The organism is Streptomyces sp. CA189 (assembly GCF_056428985.1).
Window position 1 is genome coordinate 1 of the sequence record NZ_JBWJVM010000039.1, and the last position, 18,021, is coordinate 18,021.

Sequence of the window (18,021 nt, forward strand, 5' to 3'; positions counted from 1 at the left end):
CCTCGTCCTCCGTACCGACGCCGGAACATGACGGACGCTCCGGACCCGGTCGGTAAACGAGCCCATGACGTCTTGGTCACAGGCCCAGCCGGACATCACGGGCAGCGCTACCAGCGGTCGGTAAAGTTCATCACCGGGTAGAAGATGGGCTGCTCCGGCAGCCGCGGCGGCCAGGCGCGCCAGTCGAGGCCGCGGACGAGGTCGAGCTCCACCGGGCCCGTCGGGCGCCACAGCGTGGTCGTTGTAGGGGACATGGGCGCAGCGTAGGCGGGCGGACACGGCCCCGACCAGCACTTTTCAGGCGGCGGGGCGGCGGGAGAGCCGGGTCAGGGAGACCGTCTGGGTCAGGAGCAGGGCTCCGGTCAGGATCTGCCAGAGGAGCGGGTCGGGGGCGTCCAGGGCCTGGGCCGCGGACAGGGCGATCGCCACCGCGCCGACCGCGAGCACGATCCGGTGGACGAAGCCGGCCTCGGTGCCGTGCGGCACTCCGGACACGAGGGCGACCAGCCCCAGCATGACCGGCAGCCAGTGCGGCTGGGAGCCGCGCAGCAGCAGGGCGGCGGCGAACTCCGCTGCGAGGGCGAGGGAGTTGCGCGCCAGCGCCCCCGGGACCGATATCGACATGCGCACATCATGCCGGGGATATTCGCGTGCGCACCCGCCGGGGCCGCGCCTAGGATCCCGGTCAAGGGCTGGGTCGTAGCACAGAGGTAGTGCGCCTACACAGCATGGAGGAGGACGCCGGTTCGAATCCGGCCGCCCAGCCCCCCTCCCCCTACTTCGCGGCCGTCGCCGCCACCCACGCTCCCGCCGCCCCGATCGCGGCCGCGGCGGCGGGGAGCGGCAGACCCAGGAAGCCGTGGAAGACCCCGGGGACCAGGTGGATCCCGCAGTCGACTCCCGCCTCCCCCAGCCGGCGCCCGTAGGCCAGGCCCTCGTCCCGCAGGACGTCGCAGTCGGCCAGGACCAGCAGGGTGCGCGGCAGCCCCGAGAGGTCGGGGGCCCGCAGTGGGGAGACGTGGGGGTGGGCCGGGTCGCCTCCGTACTGGTCCCAGTACCAGGCCATGTGGGCGGCCGTGTGGAAGTACCCCTCCGCGAACTCGGCTACGGAGGGGTGGTCCATCGAGGCGTCCAGCGGCGGGTAGAACAGCAGTTGCCCTGCGACCAGTTCGGGGGCCCGCAGGGCCGTCACGGCCGCGAGGTTGCCACCGCTGGAGTCCCCGGCGACGACCAGCCGCGCCGGGTCGCAGCCCAGTTCGGCCGCCCGCGCCCGGGCCCACAGCAGCACCGTCAGCGCGTCGTCGGGCGCCGCCGGCCACGGGTGTTCCGGGGCGAGTCGGTAGTCCGCGGAGACCACCACCGCGCCCGAGGCCGCGGCCAGCGCCCGGCACAGCGCGTCGTGGGTGTCCAGGCCGCACATCACCCAGCCCCCGCCGTGGAAGAACACCGTCAGCGGGCGGCCCCCGGCGCCCGGCGCCGGGTCGTAGATCCGGACGGGGACGCCGTCCGCGACCGCGTCCCGTACGGAGGCCACCTCCGCGCCGCCACCGCGGGAGCCGGCCGCGGCCGCCCGCAGGGCCGCCGCGTCCCCCGGTCCGGGGAAGACCGCGGCCATCGCGTCGCACAGCCCGCGGGCCGCCGGGGACAGGGAACCGGTGCCGGCGCCGCTCATCGCGCCGTCATCCCGCCGTCGACCGTGAACTCCGCGCCCGTGATGTACGAGGACCCCTCCGAGCAGAGGAAGAGGACCAGCGCCCCGACCTCCTCGGGCCGCCCGATCCGCCCCAGCGGCAGGTGCGACCAGTCCCGCCCCGCGACGGCCTCGCTGACCATCGGGGTGTCGATCGCCCCCGGATGCACGGAGTTGACCCTGATCCGGTCCCCCGCCAGGTCCAGCGCGGCCGACTTCGTCAGCCCGCGCAGGGCGAACTTGCTCGATCCGTACGCCGCGTGGCCCGGGATGCCGACCAGTCCGGCGGTGGAGGAGACGTTGACGATCGAGCCGCCTCCCGCGGCGCGCAGCACCGGGGCCACCGCCTGGATGCCGAGGAACGGGCCGAGCAGATTGACCCGGAGCAGGGCTTCGAAGTCTTCGAGGCCCTGGCGCTCCACGTGGGCCGTGCGCCACAGCGCGGCGTTGTTGACCAGGGCCGAGACCGTGCCGAAGGCGCGTACGGCCTCGCGGACCACCTCGGCCCAGCTGTCGGCGTCGGCCACGTCGTGGCGGACGTAGAGCCCCTGGTCACCGAGGGAGTCGGCGACCGCGCGGCCCTCCTCCTCCCGGATGTCGGTGACCACGACCCGCGCTCCGGCCTCGGCGCAGAGCCGGGCCTCGGCCGCGCCCTGGCCGCGGCCGGCGCCGGTGATGACGACGACCTTGCCGTCGAGGACCTTGCCGTCGAGGACCTTGCCGTCTAGGGGCTTGCCGTCGAGAGAGGGGGTCACGGGTCAGCCCTCCAGGGCGCGGAAGTGCGGGATGACCGTCTCGCCCCACTGGCGGATGGTCTCCATGCAGGCCTCCTGCGGGACGGTGCCCATCTGGATCAGGCACATGACCTCGTCGACGCCGATTTCGCGGAGCTGCTCGACGTAGGCGATGGCCGTCTGGGCGTTGCCGTAGGCATGCTCGGCGTTGTAGGTGCCGGTGTCTATGGGGCGGGCCGGGATGTTCGCCTCGTGGAGCTTGGCGACCAGCTCCTCGCGGCCCTTCTCCAGCGCGGCCACGTGCTCCTCGGCGGTCTCGTCCTCGGAGTAGCCCGTCGGCTCGGGGGCGTTGCCGTACCAGTGGGCGATGGACTCGGCGAAGAAGCGCTGGCCGCGGGTGCCCAGGCGCAGGGCGCGCTCGGCGTCGTCGAGGACGATGGTGGGGCAGAGCGCGGAGAGGTGGTCGTTGACCTCGGTGGAGACGAAACGGTCTCCGGTGCGGGTGGCGATGGCCTCGTCGTAGACCTTGCGCATCGTGCGGACGTCGTCGGCGCCGGCGAAGCCCATCACGAGGGCTCCGATGCCCAGTTCGGCGGCGAGCTTGAGGGTGTCGTGCTTGGAGCAGGCCATGAAGAGCGGCGGGTGCGGGTCCTGGACCGGGCGGGGCAGGATCGCGCCGGGGCCGATGTCGATGGAGCCGTGCCACTCGAACTTCTCCTCGCGCCACGCGGAGGAGAAGATCCGCAGCGCCTCTTCCATCTGCGGGTAGGTGTCCTCGGGGCGGACCCCGTACATGGACATCTCCTGGCGGGTGGCGCCGCGGCCGGCGCCGATGTCCACGCGGCCGCCGGAGAGCACGTCGAGCATGGCGGCGCGTTCGGCCACGCGCACGGGGTGCTGGTAGCCGAAGGGCATGGTGACGACGCCGTGGCCGATGCGGATCTTCTCGGTCCGGGCGGCGACCCAGGTCAGGAAGATCTCGGAGGCGCTCATGTGGGCGTACTGGGTGAGGGCGTGGTGCTCCACGGCCCAGATCCGGTCGAAGCCCATCTCCTCGGCGAACACGGCCTGTTCGACGCAGTCGTGGATGACCTGGCGCTCGCGTTCGGGCGTCGGGTCGACGAGCTGCGCCTCGAAGATCATCGAGAACTTCACGGGAGCCTCCCAGCCGTGCGCTGCGCACGGCATGTCGGTGATGTATTTCGAATAGGAATACTTCTAGCAGTCATACCCCGCCGGGGGAAGGGCGCCGCGACGACCGGTCGTAGACTGCGCTGCGTGACGAACGAGGCGACAGAAGAGGCGAACGGCCGCACGCTCCCCGCGACCAGCTGGGCGGTGCTCGGGCTGCTCTCCTTCGGAGAGGAGCTCTCCGGTTACGACCTGAAGAAGTGGTCGGACTGGTCGCTGCGCTTCTTCTACTGGAGCCCGTCCTTCAGCCAGATCTACAGCGAGCTCAAGCGGCTGGAGAAGGCCGGCTACGCCTCGTCGCGGATGGTCGCCCAGGAGACCGGCACCCGCGACAAGCGGGTGTACCGGATCACCGACGAAGGCATGACGGCCGTACGGCGCTGGGCGCGCGAGGCGCCCGTCGACCCGCCGGTGCTCAAGCACGGGCCGATGCTGCGACTGTGGCTCGGCCACCTGCTGGAGCCGGAGCAGATGCGCGAAGTCCTCGTACAGCACCAGGAGTTCGCGGAGAAGATGCGGCGGCGCGCGGTGGCCGACGCGGACGGGGCCAAGGAAGAGGCCTCGTGGGCGTACCCGACCCTGACCCTCAAGTGGGCGGAGCGGTACTACGCCTCCGAGCGCGACCTGGCGGCCGCCATGCTCGACGACATTGCGGCACTGGAGAGCGGGCGCACCCCGGCCCCGGGCTCGGCCCCGGACCCGGCGCCGGGCAAGCACCCGTAGGTGCGCCGGAAGTAGAGCAGCGGCGCACCCTCGCGGTGTGCCGTAAGGGCGGTGACCCTGCCCAGCGCGATGGCGTGGTCGCCGCCGTCCAGGACGGCCTCCAGCTCGCATTCGACGGTGGCGAGGACCCCGTCCAGCAGGGGCGCGCCATTGCCGCCGGGCAGCCAGGAGACCCCGGCGAACTTGTCGCCCCCGGTGACGGCGAACCGGCGGCACAGCTCCTGCTGGTCGGCGGCGAGGATGTTGACGGCGAAGGCCTCCGCCTCCTGGATCCGGGGCCAGGTGGTGGACGTGCGCGCCGGGCAGAAGCAGACGAGCGGCGGATCCAGGGACACGGACGAGAACGACTGGACGGCCATCCCGACGGGACGGCCGTCGGCTCCGCATGCCGTGACGACGGCGACGCCGGTGCAGAAGCTGGACAGGACCGACTTCATGTCGGACATGGCTTCCTCCCTCATGAGAACCCTCCCTGATTATTTCTACTAGGTATATGCCTAACCGAAACATTTGTGATTGGATACCGCCCACGCTCGCTCGTCAAGTAGGGAGGGTCCGATGCCACCACCACCCCCGCCTCAGCAACAGCAACAGCCGCAGCCGCAGCCGCCCGCCACGCTCGCCCGGCTCCCCGAGTACGCCGCCGCCGCGTACGGGGAGCGCGAGGCGCTCGCCGACGGAGAGGTCCGCTGGACCTTCACCCGCCTCGCCGCCGAAATCTCCGCCGCCGCCCGCGCCGCCATCGCCCACGGCATCCGCCCCGGCGACCGGGTCGCGATCTGGGCCCCGAACAGCCGCCGGTGGATCACCGCCGCCCTCGGCGCGGTCGGTGCCGGAGCCGTCCTCGTACCGGTCAACACCCGCTACAAGCCCGCCGAGGCCGCCGACGTCATCCGGCGCAGCGGCGCCCGCGTCCTGCTCACCGAGCGCGGGTTCCTCGGTACCGACTACGCCCGCGACCTGCACGCCTCCGGCGAGGACCTCGGGGCGCTCGGCTCGACGGTGATCCTGCGCGACGGGCGCGAGGAGCGCGAGGCGGGGGGCAACGGCGGCCCCGACGTCCCCGACGGCCCGCCCGGGACCGTCTCCTGGGAGGCGTACCGGCGCGCCGGCGAGGCCGTCCCCGACGCCGAGCGGGCCGCGCGCGCCGCCGCCGTACGCCCCGAGGACCTCAGCGACATCCTCTACACCTCCGGCACCACCGGCCGCTCCAAGGGCGTCATGACCACCCACGGCCAGACCGTCCGGCTCTACGCCTCCTGGTCCGCCCTCGTCACCCTGCGCCCCGGCGACCGGTACCTGCTGGTCAACCCCTTCTTCCACACCTTCGGCTACAAGGCCGGCGTGCTCGCCTGCCTGCTGCGCGGGGTCACCATGCTCCCCGAGGCGGTCTACGACACCGACCGCATCCTGCACCGCATGGCCGCCGAGCGCGTCACCTGCCTGATGGGCCCGCCGACCGTCTTCCGCGGCCTGATCCGCCACCCGGCGCGGGCCGCGCACGACCTGTCCGCGCTGCGCCTGGCCGGCACCGGAGCCGCCTCGGTGCCCGCCTCCCTCGTCGAGGAGATCCGCGGCGAGCTGGGGGCGCCCGACGTGTTCACCGCGTACGGGCTCACCGAGTCCGGCGGGGTCGTCTCCGTCTGTCCCACCGACGCCGACGCCTGGACCCTCGCCCACACCGTCGGCCTGCCGCTGCCCGACACCGAGGTGCGGATCACCGACCCGCTCGGCGCGGCGCTGCCCGCCGGGGAGCCGGGCGAGGTGCAGGTCCGCGGCTACCACGTCACCCCCGGCTACCTGGACGACCCGGCGAGCACCGCCGAGGCCGTGCTGCCCGGCGGTTGGCTGCGCACCGGGGACATCGGCGTGCTCGACGGGCGCGGCTACCTCGCCATCACCGACCGGCTGAAGGACATGTACGTGGTCGGCGGCTTCAACGCCTATCCGGCGGAGGTGGAGAACGTGCTGCTGACCCACCCCGCCATCACCGACGCGGCGGTCGTCGGCGCCCCCGACGAGCGGCTCGGCGAGGTCGGGGTGGCCTACGTCGTCACCACCGGGCCGGTCACCGCCGAGGAGCTGACCGCCTGGGCCCGGGAACGGCTGGCCAACTTCAAGGTGCCGCGGCGGTTCACCCGGCTGGCGGAGCTCCCGCGCAACGCGGGCGGCAAGCTGCTGAAGACGGAGCTGCGCCGCACGGCGCGAGGGGAGTCGGCGTGAGGCCGCTGGAGCTGACGGTCGAGCAGGAGGAACTCCGGGACGCGGTACGGGCGGTCCTGGCCCGGCACCCCGGCCACGCGGCCTGGGCTCCGCTGACGGCGCAGATCGGCGCGGCCGCGCTGGCGGTCCCCGAGGAGTACGGCGGGCTCGGCTGCGGGCCGACGGAAGTCGGGGTGGTCATGGCGGAGCTGGGGCGCGCGCTGAGCCCCGTACCGTACCTGGGCTCGGCGGTGCTGACCGCGGAGGCCCTGCTCGCGTCCGGTGACCGGGAGGCCTGCGCGAAGCACCTGCCGCACCTGGCGGAGGGCACCGTCGTCGGCGCCCTGGCCTGGGCGGAGACCCCCGCCGGCCCGCCGGTTGCGGGCTCCCCGGGTGGCGGCTGGGAGGCGGACGAGCTGTCGGCCCGCGCCGAGCCCGCCGGGCCGGACTGGCTGCTCACGGGCACGAAACAGTACGTCCTGGCCGGACCGGCCGAACCGTCCCTGCTGCTGGCCTTCGCGAGGATGGACCCGGCCCCCGGCACGGCCTGCGGACCCGGTACCGAGCCCGGCCGGGGCCATGGCCCGCTCGGCCTGTTCGAGGTCCTCGCCGCACCGGCGGCCTTCACCGTACGGTCCACGATGGACCGCACCCGCCCCCTCGCGGAGCTGACCCTGGACCGGACCCCGGCCCGGCTGCTGTCGGCCGACGGCGCCGGGGTCCTCGCCCGGGTCCGGGACCTGGCCTGTACGGCGCTCGCCGCCGAGCAGGCGGGCGCGGCGGCACGGGCACTGGAGGCGACGGTCCGGTACGCGAAGGAACGGGTGCAGTTCGGGCGGCCCATCGGCTCCTTCCAGGCGGTCAAGCACCGGCTCGCCGACCTGCACACCGCGGTGGAGGGCGCCCGCTCCCTCGCCCTCGCGGCGGCCGCCGCCGACGCGGCCCCGGACCTCGCGGCCGCCGCCAAGTCGGCCTGCTCGGAGGCCTATGCGTACGTGGCGGGCGAGATGATCCAGCTGCACGGCGGCATCGGCATCACCTGGGAGCACGAGGCGCACGAGTACTTCAAGCGGGCGCACGGCTCGGCCCTGCTCTTCGGCTCCCCCGCCGCGCACCGTGAACGGCTGGCGGCACGGCTGGGGTTCCTCCCGGCCGGGTGACGCGCCGGCGACCGGGGGCGCGCGGAGCGGCGGCTGTCGTACGCTCGGCCCATGACGGGCAGTGCGATAAACCTCCGGAAGATCGAAGAGACCGCCCCGGCGCTGGTGAGCCTGTACAAGAGCGCCGGGACCTCGCTCCGCGCACACGGCCTGGAGGGCGGGCGGGCCGCGGTTTACCTGGTCCTCGACTACTCCGGCTCGATGCGCCCGTACTACGACGACGGCAGCGTGCAGGCCCTCGCCGACCGGGTGCTGGGGCTCTCCGCCCACCTGGACGACGATGCCCGCGTGCCGGTCGTCTTCTTCTCCACCGAGGTCGACGCGGTCGAGGAGATCTCCCTGGCCGGCCACGAGGGACGGGTCACCGCGATCGCCGCCGGCCTCGGCCACATGGGCAAGACGGCCTACCACGCGGCGATGGACGCGGTGATCGACCACTACCTGGACTCGGGGTCGACCGTCCCCGCGCTCGTGGTCTTCCAGACCGACGGCGGCCCGATCAACAAGCTCGCCGCCGAGAAGTACCTGTGCAAGGCCGCCCGGCTGCCGCTCTTCTGGCAGTTCGTCGGCTTCGGCAACACCCGCAGCTCGCAGTTCGATTTCCTGCGGCGGCTGGACGAACTGCCTGTCCCGGCCAAACGGGTCGTGGACAACGCAGGCTACTTCCATGCCGGCCCCGACCCGCGGACCGTCGCGGACTCGGAGCTGTACGACCGGCTGGTCGGGGAGTTCCCGGGGTGGCTGGCGGCGGCCCGGGCAGCGGGAATCGTGCGCGCCTGAGCGGCGGTTGTCGGTGCCCCACGCTTTGATGGACGTATGACGACGAACAACTGGGCCGTATTCGAGAAGGCGGAACCCGACTTCGCGGCGGCCGTGCAGGCCCGCTTCGCACAGTTCCCGCACCACGTCCTGGCGACCCTGCGCAAGGACGGCTCCCCGCGCGCGACCGGACTGAACGTGGAGATCCGCGGCGGCGAGCTGTGGCTGGGCATGATGCCGGGCTCGATGAAAGGCAAGGACCTGCGGCGCAATCCGCGCTTCGCCCTGCACACCAACCCGGGCGCGGGCGAGACGATGCCCGACGGGGACGTACGGATCTCCGGGCGCGCGGTGGAGATCGTGGAACAGCCCGAGCTGCACCGGTACGCGGAGGAGGCCGAGGAGAACGACACCCCGCACCCCTTCGACCTGTTCCGCGCCGAGCTGACGGAGGTGGTCCACGTCGGCGTCGAGGGCGACGACCTGGTGGTCCGCTCGTGGACCCCGGAGCACGGACTGCGCACCCTGCGCCGGGGCAACGACGACGAGCCGGCCCGCGAGGAGCCTGCTGTGGGCTGAGCTGGGCCGGGACTGGCTGGGCTGGGTTGGGCTGGGCTAGGCCCGGCCCACAGTCTTCACCGGGGCCTTCGGGGTCTGGCCCGGGACCTTGGCCGGGGAGTTGGCGGGAGCCTTGGCCGGGGCCTTGGGGGTCTTGGCCGGGGTCTTGCCCGAGGCCTTCGGGGCCTTCGGGGTCTTCGGGGTCTTCTCCGGGACCTTCGGAGTCTGCGGGACCTCCGGGACCTGGGCCGGGGTCTGGGCGCCGACGTCCAGCCAGCTCCGGTCGATGTTGAGCGTCACGCCCCCGTACGTGGCGTCGTGGTCCCCGCGGAACTGGTGGGCGCGGCGGCCCCCCGTCCACTGGCTCGTACCTGCGGGCAGCCCCAGGTCGGCGTCGGCGACGGAGGCCACGCCGTTCCAGCGGGCCACCCACAGCACGTCGGGCATGGCGTCCGGGGCCTGCGCGTAGTGGGCGCTCAGCGCCTTGGCCCCGGAGCTCGCCGCGACGTAGGCGGCGGCGCCGTAGCCCAGTTCGTGCAGCCGGACGGTCCAGGCCGTGAGGTAGGCGACGACCGGGGCGTCCCACGTGGCCCGGTCCGTGTAGTTCTCCAGGTCGTTGTAGAGGACCGTGCCCTCGGCCATGCCCAGGGCCGCGGCCGCGTGGGCCGCGCCCTCGGCCTCGGCCCGGCCCTGCTCGTTGGCTTCGGAGGGGTCGGTGGAGAGCCCCGTGGAGGAGCTCTTCCAGGGCTGGGGGCCGACCCAGATCGGCATGAGGTGCCAGCCCGCCTCGGCCTGCCGGCGCACCCATCCGGCGGTGAGCTGCGGCTGGGCGCAGGCGCGGGCGCGGCCGCCGATGTAGACGCCGACGGCGCCGAAGGGCGAGTCGGCCCGCCAGGCGTTCATGGTGCGCTGGGTGGGGGCCGTGCAGGCGTCGAATCCCTCGCCGGTGAAGGGCGCCTGGACGGTGGTACGGGGACCCCCGCCGACCACGCCGACCGGATCGACGGGGACCGGTCCGGGGGCGGCCGGGGGTGCGAGGGCTCGGGCCCGGGTGAGGACCGCGCGGACGACCTCGGGGGTGGACCCGTAGGAGACGGTGGCCATCACCCCGGCGCGGCGCAGGGCGTAGCGGATCTCGTTGCTGTCGCCCCGGACCTTGGGCAGGGGGTCGCCCTCGTCTCCCCCTACGGTGGGGATGTCGGCGCGCGGCGGGGCCCCGTCGAGCGGCTCCAGGTGCAGGGTGTCGGAGCGGGGGGTGGCCGCGCGGGCGGCTCCGCATTCGCCCTGGGCGCCGGCGTGCCCGAGGTAGAGGGTGGGCACGTCGAGGCGCAGGCAGGCGTCGGGGTTCCGGTCGAGGTCGACCACCCGCCAGTCGGCGGGGACGGTGAGGCGCAGCCCGCGGTAGTCGACGGTCCGGCCCTCGGCGGGGTGGCCGTCGGCGGCCCCGAGGGGGACGGGAGCGAGCAGCGCGGCGCCCAGCAGGCAGCTCAACATCATGTGGGAGGGGAGCATGTGACCCACTGTTACCAGAAGGCCCGGGTGTTGACGCAGAGGCACGAGAGCCCGCGCCCACCTGTTGACGGGACGGCCGCACCGCACCGCGTACGGGCCCCCTCACTGCCACTGGCACCTACTCCCCCGCCGGGCGGGCCTTGCTCCGGCGCGGTCCGGTAGAACCTCGGATCCCCTCCGGGGCCGCGCGGAACGCGGACGCGACGCGGACGGACGACCGGCCGGGCGGGCGGGCGGGCAGACGGACGGCGGATCGCCGCTTTCCAGACCACCTGGCGCGAGCCCCTAACCGAGGCCTCTCCCACCGACTCGCCCCGGGCCGTCGCCCGCGCCTCCGAGCGCCGGCCGGGCGCCGACCCCGGTCTGGCCTACTCCTGCGGCTGCCCCTGCTCCCCCTGCTCCTCCTGCTCCTGGAAGGCCGGCAGGGCGAAGATCCGCTCCTTCCCCGCCTCCTCCATGAGCTCGACGAGCGGCAGCACCAGCTCCCACAGGTCCTGCTTGTCGACCTCGCGCACGAGCCCTTCCAGCTCCGCGTCGCCCAGTCCGGCGGCGGCATCGGCCACCACCTTGCGCGACTCCTCGGGCAGGACGCCGACCAGCGGCAGGAAGGCGCCCCACAGCGCGGTCGCCACGACGGCCCGTACCACGCCGGCCAGCACGAGCGGGTCCCGCAGGGAGTCCAGCCGGGCCACCGCGAGCCGGTCCTCCTCACCGAGCAGGGCCACGAGCGGGAGGAGCGACTCCCACAGCCCTTCGGCGTGCGTCACCCGGACGAGCGAGTCGAGTTCGGCCGCGCCGAGGCGGGCGGTGAGCTCGGCGATCCGCAGCCGCTGGTCGCCGCCGACCATCGCGGCGACGCCGAGGGCTTCCTCCCAGAGCCCCTCGGCGGCAGCGGCCCGTACCACCGCGCCGAGGCGGTCGTCGCCCATGAGCTCCAGGATCCGGGGCAGCCGCTCGGGCAGGTCCACGTAGAAGCCGGCGCGCAGCACCGCCGCCGCGTCCACCTGGTCGAGGATCCGGCGGAGCACCTGGTCCCGCATGTGGCCGACGAACCGGCCCATCGTGAGGTGGTCGCGGTTCTCGGCGAGGGTGGTGGCGATGCGTACGACGAGCCCCTCGTCGAGGCGGTCGACGATCCCGGAGATCTTCCGCGGGTCCAGGTGTCCGCAGGCCTCGGCGGTGAAGGAGACGGGCAGCTTCTCGATGATGGCGGCGGCCCGGCCCGCCTCCAGCCGGCCGGCCACGCCGGCGGCCAGCCGGGGTCCGAGCGCCTTCTGCGAGATGGCGGCCGCCACCCCGGCCGGCACCAGCTTGGTCGCGGCGGCGATCCGGTCGAGCATCTCGGGTGCGCCGTCGTTCAGTACGCCGCTGACCTGCTCCCGGAACGCCCGTACGTCCTCGTCCGGCAGTGCGCGAAGGAAGCCGAGCTCCCCGGCGTCCGTGCCCACCAGGCGGGCGATCTTCTCCACTTCGGCGCGGCTCACCGGAACAGCACCTTGCGCACGGCCCCGCGTGCGAGGGCGGGGACCAGCCCCAGCGCCTCTTCCGCGGCCTGGTTCAGGCCTTCGGCCTGCCGCGCCCGCTCCGCCTTGAGCGCCTCGGCGAGCCGTACGAGCTCCCCGGCGTCCAGCTCCGCGAACGACGCGGGAGGCCGGGCGCCCCCCAACTCCCCGCCCAAACGGCCCATTTCCTCATCTGTACGCACGGGACGACCTCCCACACCAGAGACGACACGACGGCTCGCGTCGAGCGTGGGCCCGAATTGACTAATAGTCAATACTCACGGGTAAGGCTGGAGCGGGCGCGGCGGCCGCACAGCCGAAGGGGCGGTCGAGGCCGGTCGCGCCGGCTTCAACCGCCCCTTCCTCTTCCTCCTACCGGTCAGGCCCCGGCGGCCGCCCGCTCCAGGACCTCCAGGACGGTGTCGCGGAACAGGGTGGCCTTGTACCCGGTCTGCGGCAGCGGCCGGCAGCGAGCCAGTACGGTCGCGGCCGCTGCCGTGAGGACCTCGGGGGTGGCCTCGCGGCCGGTCAGGGCAGCCTCCACCTCCGACAGCCGCAGCGGAACCCGCGCCACCCCGCCCGCCGCGACGGCCGCGTGCGTGATGGTGGCGCCGTCGAGCGCGAGCCGGGCGGTGGCCTCGACCAGGGGCCATTCGCCGTGGGCCCGGCTGGTGGCCCGGTGGCAGGCGGCGCGTTCGCCCGGCAGGGCCGGCGGCAGCAGGACCGCGGTGAGGATGCGGTCCGGTGCCAGCAGGTGGTCGGCCTGGTGGAGCCGGTCGCCGTCCCCGTACAACTCGGCTACGGTGCGCGGCGATTCGCCGTGGATCTCGGCTCCGGCGTCGTAGGTGAGCAGGGCCATCGCGAGGGTGGACGGGTGCGGGGCGACACACGGGCCGTTTCCGCTGACCACGCCGAAGTGGTGGTCGCCCTCGCGCGCGGGGCAGCCGGAGCCGCCCTTCTGGAGGCAGCTGAAGTGCGGATTGCGGTAGTACCAGCAGCGGTTGCGCTGGAGCAGGTTGCCGCCCAGGGTGCCGGCGGCGCGGATCTGCGGGGTCGCCGCGGTGCCGGCCGACACCGCCAGGGCGGGCCACCCGGAGCGGACCCGCGGATCGGCGGCCACGTCGGCGAGCGTGGTCAGGGCGCCGATCCGCAGCCCGCCGCCGGGCAGCGGCGTGCAGCCGCGCAGGCCGGCCGCGCCGTCGAGGTCGGTGAACGGGCCCGGGGAGACGCCGGTGCGCTGTCGGGCGGTGGTGTCGGTGCCGCCTGCGCGCAGCTCTCCGCCACGGGCGAGGACGGCGGCCGAGAGGTCGGTGAGGGTGGGCTCGGTGCTCACGTGGCCAGTCCTTCCAGGAGCCGGTCGGGGCGGATGGGCATGTCGTACGGGCGCCAGCCGGTCGCGTCGTGGACCGCGTTGGCCAGGGCGGCCGCGGTGGGCAGGGTGGCGATCTCGCCGAGGCCGACTCCGCCGCCGGGGACGTGTTCGAAGCCCTCCTGGTGGAAGTGGACGGTGATCTCGGGGGTGTCTCCGATGCCGGGGATGCGGTAGTCCTCCAGGTTGTCGGTCAGCACCCGGCCGGTGGCGGGGTCGGTGCGCCGCTCCTCGAACAGGGCGTAGCCGACGCCCTGGATGACGGCGCCCTCGCACTGGCTCCGGGCGAGGCGGTCCTCGTGGATGCGGCCCGCGGCGATGCCGCTCCACACGCGCCGCGGGCGGATCCGGCCGAGCCGTGTGTCCACCTCCACCTCGGCGACCTGCACCGATCCGGTGAAGCCGCGGCCGATCGCCACGCCCCCCATGGTCAGGTTGAGGGGGGTCACGAAGCCCCGGTGGTCCCGGGTGCGCCGGCCCGTGACCCGTACGCCGTTCGCCCCGTCCAGCCGGGCGGCCATGTCACCTCGACCGTGGCCGTGGCCGTGACCGTCACCGCCGCCGCCTAGCGCCTCGCGCAGCCGCGCGGCGGCGTCCGCGGCGGCGGGCACGATCGACGGCGTGGTGCGGCTGCCGCCGGAGGTGGGGCCGTGGACGGTGTCACTGTGCCCGACCTCGGCGCGCACCCTCTCCTCCGGTACGCCGAGTCCTTCGGCGACGGCCCGGCGCAGTACGGTGCGCGCGCCCGTGCCCATGTCCTGCACGGCGCAGCGGGCGACGACGATCCCGTCCTCGACGGTGAGCTCGACCTCGGTGACGGGGTCGAGGAAGTACAGCCAGTTGCCCGCGGCGACGCCGACGCCCCGGCGGAAGCGCCCGGCGCCGCCGCGGGTGCCCGACCAGGCCGGGAGCGCCGAGGCCAGGTCGTAGAGCGCGTGGCGCTTCGGGTTCCCGTCCCAGCGGCGGCGCAGGGCGATCGGATCCTGGCCGAGCCGGTGGGCCATCTCGTCGACGGCCTGCTCCAGGGCCCAGCACATCGTGGGTCCGCCCGGGCCGCGGAACGGGGCGCCCGGCGGCCGGTGGGTGACGGTGTCGAAGTCCCGTAGCCGACGCGGGGCCTTGCCGTACATGAAGCGGGCCAGCGCCGCGACGGTGCCGCCCACCGAGACCCCGCCGTCGGTGTCCACGTCCATGGCCAGCGCGCTCAGCTCGCCGGCGGCGTCCGCGGCCATCGCCAGCCGGATCCGGGTGCCGGGCCGGTACCCGCCGTCGGTGAGCTCCTCGTCCCGGTCCAGCACCACCCGCACCGGGGCGCCGTGCAGCCGGGCCAGCTCCACCGCGGCGACGACGTCGGAGGTCAGGCCCATCTTGCAGCCGAAGCCGCCGCCGACGTGGACGGCCCGGGCCACCACCCGTTCGACGGGCACGCCGAAGCGCTCGGCGGCGAGTACGGCCACCTGCTTGACCGACTGCGTGGACACCTCCAGGTGGAGGGTGCCTTCGTCCCACCGGGCCAGGCAGGCGTGCGGTTCGAGCGGGGTGTGGGTCTGCGCGGCAGTCGTGAACAGGCCCTCGACCACCCGCTCGGGGCTGCGCTCCCTGGCCTCGGTGATCCGGCGCACCGCGGTGGCGGGCCGCTTGCTCATGGCGGACGGCCCCCGCCGGTTGCCGCGCCAGCGGGCGGGCGTCAGCTGGGGGGCCTCACCGGACCCGGGCGCCAGCTTCCGCGCCGCCTTGTCCTCGTAGACCAGCGGCCCCTCGCCGGCCCGGGCCCGGCCCACGTCGAGGGCGGCCGGCAGCACCTCGTACTCCACCGTGACCCGCTCGGCGGCCGCCCGGGCAGAGGCCCGGTCCGCCGCGGCGACCGCCGCCACGGGCTGCCCGACGTACCGCACCACGCCGTCGGGGGGCAGCAGCGGCACCAGGGGAAGCTCTCCGGCCTCCAGGGACCGTACGTGCGCATGCGCGTGCGGCGAGCGGATGATCACCCCCTCCAGCAGCCCCTCGGGACGCTGATCGGTGGTGTACCGGGCCGACCCGTCGACCTTCTCCGGAGCCTCGGCGCGCGGAACGGCCGCCGCCGCCTCCCCGTCGTACTCACCCGCACAGGCCGCCGCCACGGCGTTGAAGATCCCCTCATAGGCGCCGCACCGGCACAGGTGCCCCGCCAGCGCCTCCGCGATCTCCTCCCGTCCCGGCCTGGCCCGCCCGTGCGCGGCCCGCCACCGCTCGAAGAACGCCGCCGCCTCGACCACGAACCCGGGCGTGCAGTAACCGCACTGGAGGGCGTCCTCACCGGCGAAGGCACGCCCGACCGGGTGACCGGCCAGCCCCTCCACCGTCGTGACCCGCCGCCCGGCCAGCCGCACCGCCGGCGTCAGACACGCCACCCGCGGCTCACCGTCGACCTGCACCGTGCAGGCCCCGCACACCCCGCCGGCGCAGACCAGCTTGGTCCCGGTCAGCCCCAACTGCTCCCGCACCACCTCCACGGCAGCCGGATCGTCGTCCACGTCCACCACACACGGGACGCCATTGACCTCGAACTCCACGAGACGCACTCCTCAACCGTGGGGGCGACGACCCCCACACCACCCGGGCTCGCCTTCACCCCCCTTGATAACCCGCCCCCACCCTCCCCGCAGCTCGGCCCGGCGAACGGCCCCGCCCCGGAACGCCACAACGCCCGCCACCCCTGGCCGGGGACGTGGCGGGCGCTGCGTCACCGTCACTCACTTCACGCCGAGGCCAGCTTGAACCCGGCCCAGACCGTCTTTCCCACCCGCCCATCGCGGATCTGAAACTCGTCCGCAAGCTCGGCCACCATCCACAGCCCCCGGCCGCTTCGGGCATCGAGGCCAGGCTGCCGCACGACGGGAGAACCGGGGCCGCTGTCACGCACCTCGATCGCCACGATCCCCCCTCCCACTCCAGACGCACGGAGAACTCCCGCCCTCGTGGGACCCCGTGCAGAACGGCATTCGTGGCGAGCTCGGACACGCAGAGCCGGATGTCGTCCCGCCGCTCGCACACGCCCCAATCGCCGAGCGTGTCTCCTACGAAGTGACGGGCCGCGCGCACCGAGGCACGGGCCCGAGGGAACCGCTGCTGCCGGGACAAGGACATAGCACCCCACCGCCTTAACGCTGAGCTTCCAAGGCCACACAGAACGTATCGCTTTTCGCGAAAAGCGGCAAGATTTGCAGGCTCGGATAGCGCAGTGGCGTCGCTTACGGTGGGGACCGTCAGAGCGACGGACACTCAGGAGGCAGCGTGAGCGGCAGCGGATGGACCAGCACGTCGATGCCGTATCTGACCCCTCGCGCAGACGGAGAATCGGATGCCTGGACTGCCGAGGCCAAGGCCGCGGGCCGCCGCGGTGCGCAGCGCATCCTGCACGCCGGCGAGGCCGACACCTCGGCTGAAGTCGCCCGGATGCTCGACCTCACGACCGGGGAGACCGCCATCGTGCGCCGCCGGATCATCGAACTCGACGGCGAGCCAACCGAATTGACCGACACCTATTACCCTGCCGACATCGCCGCAGGCACCCCTCTGGCCGGCACGGCAAAGATCCGGGGCGGCGCGGTGACCCTGCTGGCCGGGCTGGGACACATCGGCGTACGGGCTGTCGAGAACGTGACGGCCCGGATGCCGGGCACCCAGGAGCGGGAGCACCTGCGCCTCGGACCGGTCGAACCGGTCCTTCAACTCTCCCGGACAACCTACGACTCGGCGGGCCGGCCGATCCAGGCCGATGTGATGGTCATGCCTGCCGGACGCCAGCAGTTGCGGTACGAAATCGACATCGAGGTCGAGGTCGCATGACCCTGTCCAGCACCGACGCCGCGGGCCCCGACCCCCGGCCGCTCCACGCCCGCATCGCCGCCGATCTACGTGACGAGATCATGAGCGGCGGCCTCCCGCCTGGATCGAAGCTGCCTTCCACCGCGCAGCTGAAGGCCCGATTCGATGCCTCCAACGCCACGATCCAGAAGGCCGTCCAGCTCCTCAAGGACGAAGGACTGGCCCTGGGCCGTGCGGGCTCGGCCGTGACCGTACGGGATACCCGGCAGCGGACCGTTCGCCCGGCCGGATCCCTGACACCGGCCGTGGACGGGGCGGCCTACCCGTGGCTCGCCGAAGCATCGGAACCGGCCCGCGCAGCCCACAGCACCCTGCTGGCGGTGGAGGAGGCCCCGGTCGTCGGCGCGGTGGCTGCCGCGCTCGGCCTCCCGGAGGGTAGTCCCGCCGTATGCAGGCGCCAGTTGCTGAGCATCAACGGCGAACCCGCCGAGCTGGTGAGCTCGTACTACCCGCCGGACCTGGCACGCGGCACCGCCCTCGCGGAACCCCGCCGGATCCGGGGAGGCACTCCGACCCTCCTGACCGAGCTCGGCTTCCCGCCCCACCGCAGCGTGGACCGGCTCTCCGCCCGGGTCGCGACGCAGGAGCAGTACACCGCACTGCGCCTGCCAGGCGACCTGCCCGTCCTGCGGACCCTCCGTACGGTGTACGGCGCGGCGGGACAGCCGATCGAGGTCACCGTGATGGTGAAGGCAGGCCACCTGTACGAGCTCCAGTACGAGTTCACGCCCGAAGCCTGACCGCCCCGGAACGC

18 protein-coding genes, 1 tRNA gene and 1 pseudogene are annotated in these 18,021 nt (G+C 73.9%); 8 read left to right on the top strand and 12 right to left on the bottom strand.

Annotation, left to right across the window (positions count from 1 at the left end; all coding sequences use genetic code 11):
• Positions 1–107: 107 nt before the first annotated feature.
• Together AC061S_RS25780 and AC061S_RS25785 are read right to left on the bottom strand one after the other, a co-directional pair.
• Positions 108–254, bottom strand: coding sequence for a hypothetical protein (locus AC061S_RS25780; protein WP_478688331.1), 147 nt, complete (start codon positions 252–254; stop codon positions 108–110).
• A 43-nt stretch (positions 255–297) separates the two neighbouring features.
• Positions 298–624, bottom strand: coding sequence for a hypothetical protein (locus AC061S_RS25785; RefSeq protein WP_478688268.1), 327 nt, complete (start codon positions 622–624; stop codon positions 298–300).
• A gap of 67 nt (positions 625–691) precedes the next feature.
• Here AC061S_RS25785 and AC061S_RS25790 point away from each other — a divergent pair.
• Positions 692–766 (top strand) — tRNA-Ala (locus AC061S_RS25790).
• Positions 767–775: 9 nt separating this feature from the next.
• On the opposite strand, the gene AC061S_RS25795 is transcribed toward AC061S_RS25790, so the two are convergent.
• The 3 genes from AC061S_RS25795 to AC061S_RS25805 are packed head-to-tail and all read right to left on the bottom strand — an operon-like array spanning position 776 to position 3,579.
• Positions 776–1,672 (bottom strand): alpha/beta hydrolase, encoded by an 897-nt coding sequence (locus AC061S_RS25795; RefSeq protein WP_478688269.1) that lies wholly within the window; start codon positions 1,670–1,672, stop codon positions 776–778.
• A complete protein-coding gene (locus tag AC061S_RS25800; RefSeq protein ID WP_478688270.1) occupies positions 1,669–2,445 on the bottom strand; it encodes an SDR family NAD(P)-dependent oxidoreductase in 777 nt (258 codons plus the stop codon). The genes AC061S_RS25795 and AC061S_RS25800 overlap by 4 nt, the downstream gene beginning before the upstream one ends.
• Before the next feature lie 3 nt (positions 2,446–2,448).
• Positions 2,449–3,579 carry an LLM class flavin-dependent oxidoreductase gene (locus AC061S_RS25805; RefSeq protein ID WP_478688271.1) on the bottom strand — a complete coding sequence of 377 codons (1,131 nt, stop codon included), beginning with the start codon at positions 3,577–3,579 and terminating at the stop codon, positions 2,449–2,451.
• Positions 3,580–3,693: 114 nt separating this feature from the next.
• Between AC061S_RS25805 and AC061S_RS25810 the strand changes: the two genes are divergently transcribed.
• Entirely contained in the window at positions 3,694–4,338 is a 645-nt protein-coding gene (locus AC061S_RS25810; protein WP_478688327.1) for a helix-turn-helix transcriptional regulator, read from the top strand.
• On the opposite strand, the gene AC061S_RS25815 is transcribed toward AC061S_RS25810, so the two are convergent.
• Complete coding sequence (locus AC061S_RS25815) at positions 4,221–4,784, bottom strand: flavin reductase family protein (RefSeq protein WP_478688272.1); 564 nt, start codon at positions 4,782–4,784, stop codon at positions 4,221–4,223. The two genes, AC061S_RS25810 and AC061S_RS25815, sit on opposite strands and share 118 nt — an antisense overlap.
• Positions 4,785–4,896: 112 nt before the next feature.
• On the opposite strand from AC061S_RS25815, the gene AC061S_RS25820 reads away from it, so the two are divergent.
• From AC061S_RS25820 to AC061S_RS25835, 4 genes are read left to right on the top strand one after another with little or no spacing between them, the layout of a single operon-like run.
• A complete protein-coding gene (locus AC061S_RS25820) occupies positions 4,897–6,561 on the top strand; it encodes a FadD3 family acyl-CoA ligase (protein WP_478688273.1) in 1,665 nt (554 codons plus the stop codon).
• Entirely contained in the window at positions 6,558–7,700 is a 1,143-nt protein-coding gene (locus AC061S_RS25825) for an acyl-CoA dehydrogenase family protein (RefSeq protein ID WP_478688274.1), read from the top strand. Before AC061S_RS25820 ends, AC061S_RS25825 begins: the two co-directional genes overlap by 4 nt.
• 51 nt (positions 7,701–7,751) lie before the next feature.
• A complete protein-coding gene (locus tag AC061S_RS25830; RefSeq protein WP_478688275.1) occupies positions 7,752–8,480 on the top strand; it encodes a VWA domain-containing protein in 729 nt (242 codons plus the stop codon).
• Positions 8,481–8,516: 36 nt separating this feature from the next.
• Complete coding sequence (locus AC061S_RS25835) at positions 8,517–9,038, top strand: pyridoxamine 5'-phosphate oxidase family protein (protein ID WP_478688276.1); 522 nt, start codon at positions 8,517–8,519, stop codon at positions 9,036–9,038.
• Between the two features lie 36 nt (positions 9,039–9,074).
• On the opposite strand, the gene AC061S_RS25840 is transcribed toward AC061S_RS25835, so the two are convergent.
• The 6 genes and pseudogenes from AC061S_RS25840 to AC061S_RS25865 form a co-directional block, all read right to left on the bottom strand.
• Positions 9,075–10,529 carry a DUF1906 domain-containing protein gene (locus AC061S_RS25840; RefSeq protein WP_478688277.1) on the bottom strand — a complete coding sequence of 485 codons (1,455 nt, stop codon included), beginning with the start codon at positions 10,527–10,529 and terminating at the stop codon, positions 9,075–9,077.
• 368 nt (positions 10,530–10,897) lie between these two features.
• Entirely contained in the window at positions 10,898–12,013 is a 1,116-nt protein-coding gene (locus tag AC061S_RS25845; RefSeq protein ID WP_478688278.1) for a hypothetical protein, read from the bottom strand.
• Positions 12,010–12,234 carry a hypothetical protein gene (locus tag AC061S_RS25850; RefSeq protein WP_478688279.1) on the bottom strand — a complete coding sequence of 75 codons (225 nt, stop codon included), beginning with the start codon at positions 12,232–12,234 and terminating at the stop codon, positions 12,010–12,012. Before AC061S_RS25850 ends, AC061S_RS25845 begins: the two co-directional genes overlap by 4 nt.
• Positions 12,235–12,410: 176 nt before the next feature.
• Positions 12,411–13,364: an FAD binding domain-containing protein gene (locus AC061S_RS25855; RefSeq protein WP_478688280.1), complete on the bottom strand. Its 954-nt coding sequence runs from the start codon at positions 13,362–13,364 to the stop codon at positions 12,411–12,413.
• Entirely contained in the window at positions 13,361–15,961 is a 2,601-nt protein-coding gene (locus AC061S_RS25860) for a molybdopterin-dependent oxidoreductase (RefSeq protein ID WP_478688281.1), read from the bottom strand. Before AC061S_RS25860 ends, AC061S_RS25855 begins: the two co-directional genes overlap by 4 nt.
• 176 nt (positions 15,962–16,137) lie before the next feature.
• Positions 16,138–16,526: pseudogene (locus AC061S_RS25865) on the bottom strand (ATP-binding protein).
• A gap of 147 nt (positions 16,527–16,673) precedes the next feature.
• Between AC061S_RS25865 and AC061S_RS25870 the strand changes: the two are divergent.
• Together AC061S_RS25870 and AC061S_RS25875 are read left to right on the top strand one after the other, a co-directional pair.
• Positions 16,674–17,228, top strand: coding sequence for a GntR family transcriptional regulator (locus AC061S_RS25870; protein ID WP_478688282.1), 555 nt, complete (start codon positions 16,674–16,676; stop codon positions 17,226–17,228).
• Entirely contained in the window at positions 17,225–18,007 is a 783-nt protein-coding gene (locus tag AC061S_RS25875; RefSeq protein ID WP_478688283.1) for a GntR family transcriptional regulator, read from the top strand. The genes AC061S_RS25870 and AC061S_RS25875 overlap by 4 nt, the downstream gene beginning before the upstream one ends.
• The last annotated feature ends 14 nt before the right edge of the window (positions 18,008–18,021 follow it).